Consider the following 2576-nt stretch of genomic DNA (forward strand, 5'->3'; position numbering starts at 1 on the left):
TTTTTGGTGATACTCATGTTGTGGTGATGTCCACATTCGTGTCCCAGGCCTGTTGGTGTGGGGTGTGTTTGTGGGTGTTGTTGTAAGTGTTTTAGGGCGTTCGGTGGATGCCTTGGTACCAGGAGCCGATGAAGGACGTGGTAGGCCGCGATAGTCCTCGGGGAGTTGTCAAACGAGCTGTGATCCGAGGGTGTCCGAATGGGGAAACCCAGCACCAGTGATGTGGTGTTACCGTCCGGTGAATGTATAGCCGGTGCGGAGGGAACGTGGGGAAGTGAAACATCTCAGTACCCACAGGAAGAGAAAACAATAGTGATTCCGTGAGTAGCGGCGAGCGAAAGTGGATCAGGCTAAACCATGCGTATGTGATACCCGGCAGGGGTTGTGCGTGTGGTGTTGTGGGAGTGTTGTGGCCCGGTCTGCCGGCTGGGCGGTCAGTGATAAAGCAGGATGTTAGGTGAAGTGGCCTGGAATGGTCCGCCGTAGACGGTGAGAGTCCGGTAACTGAAAATGTTCTGTCTGGCTTCGATATTTCCCAAGTAGCAGCGGGCTCGTGGAATCTGCTGTGAATCTGCCGGGACCACCCGGTAAGCCTAAATACTTCCTGGTAACCGATAGCGGACTAGTACCGTGAGGGAAAGGTGAAAAGTACCCCGGGAGGGGAGTGAAATAGTACCTGAAACCGGACGCTTACAATCCGTCAGAGCTGGCGCAATCCTTTGGGGTTGGTTGGTGATGGCGTGCCTTTTGAAGAATGAGCCTGCGAGTTAGTGCTCAGTGGCAAGGTTAACCCGTTGTGGGGTAGCCGTAGCGAAAGCGAGTCTGAATAGGGCGTGTGAGTCGCTGGGTCTAGACCCGAAGCGGAGTGATCTACCCATGGCCAGGGTGAAGCAGCAGTAAGATGCTGTGGAGGCCCGAACCCACTTCAGTTGAAAATGGAGGGGATGAGTTGTGGGTAGGGGTGAAAGGCCAATCAAACTCCGTGATAGCTGGTTCTCCCCGAAATGCATTTAGGTGCAGCGTCATGTGTTTCTTACCGGAGGTAGAGCTACTGGATGGCTGATGGGCCCTACTAGGTTACTGACGTCAACCAAACTCCGAATGCCGGTAAGTGAGAGCGTGGCAGTGAGACTGCGGGGGATAAGCTTCGTAGTCGAGAGGGAAACAGCCCAGATCGCCGGCTAAGGCCCCTAAGCGTGTACTAAGTGGAAAAGGATGTGGGATTGCTTAGACAACCAGGAGGTTGGCTTAGAAGCAGCCACCCTTGAAAGAGTGCGTAATAGCTCACTGGTCAAGTGGTCCTGCGCCGACAATGTAGCGGGGCTCAAGTACACCGCCGAAGCCGCGGCAATCACACATGTACATCCATGCCGGCCTGCGGGTTGGTGTGTAGTGGTGTGGTTGGGTAGGGGAGCGTCCTGCATCCGTTGAAGCTGCCGAGTGATCGTGTAGTGGAGGGTGTGGGAGTGAGAATGCAGGCATGAGTAGCGAAAGACAAGTGAGAAACTTGTCCGCCGAATGACCAAGGGTTCCTGGGCCAGGTTAATCCGCCCAGGGTGAGTCGGGACCTAAGGCGAGGCCGACAGGCGTAGTCGATGGACAACGGGTTGATATTCCCGTACCCGTGTATCCGCGCCCAATGATGAATCATCTGTACTAACCACCCAAAAGCCGTCTTTCCTTCCTTCGGGTTGGTCTGGTGGTGGCTGCGTGGGACCTTGGGTGTAGTAGTCAAGCGATGGGGTGACGCAGGAAGGTAGCAGGGCCAAGTGATGGATGTCTTGGTGTAAGCCTGTAGGGCGGGGTGTAGGTAAATCCGTACCCCATACAGCCTGAGAGGTGATGCGTAGCCGTTGAGGTGAATTCTGTGATCCTATGCTGCCGAGAAAAGCCTCTAGTGAGTTGGTACACGGCCCGTACCCCAAACCGACACAGGTGGTCAGGTAGAGAATACTAAGGCGATCGAGAGAACTGTGGTTAAGGAACTCGGCAAATTGCCCCCGTAACTTCGGGAGAAGGGGGACCATTTCTGGTGACGACTTTTTCGGTCTGAGCTGGGGGTGGTCGCAGAGACCAGAGAGAAGCGACTGTTTACTAAAAACACAGGTCCGTGCGAAGTCGTAAGACGATGTATACGGACTGACGCCTGCCCGGTGCTGGAAGGTTAAGAGGACCGGTTAGTCAACTTTGTTGGCGAAGCTGAGAATTTAAGCCCCAGTAAACGGCGGTGGTAACTATAACCATCCTAAGGTAGCGAAATTCCTTGTCGGGTAAGTTCCGACCTGCACGAATGGCGTAACGACTTCTCTGCTGTCTCAACCACAGACTCGGCGAAATTGCAGTACGAGTAAAGATGCTCGTTACGCGCGGCAGGACGAAAAGACCCCGGGACCTTCACTATAGCTTGGTATTGGTGTTCGGTACGGTTTGTGTAGGATAGGTGGGAGACTGTGAAGTGGGCACGCTAGTGTTCGTGGAGTCGTTGTTGAAATACCACTCTGATCGTATTGGGCTTCTAACCTCGGACCCTGATCGGGTTCAGGGACAGTGCCTGGTGGGTAGTTTAACTGGGGCGG

1 rRNA gene is annotated in these 2576 nt (G+C 54.4%); it reads left to right on the top strand.

Annotated features, from left to right (window positions below):
• Positions 1-80 precede the first annotated feature (80 nt).
• A 23S ribosomal RNA gene (locus ACFFJD_RS01110) occupies positions 81-2576 on the top strand; the annotation flags it as partial.

Origin of the sequence: Gordonia phosphorivorans, from assembly GCF_042432625.1 — a bacterium.
Lineage (GTDB): Bacteria > Actinomycetota > Actinomycetes > Mycobacteriales > Mycobacteriaceae > Gordonia > Gordonia phosphorivorans.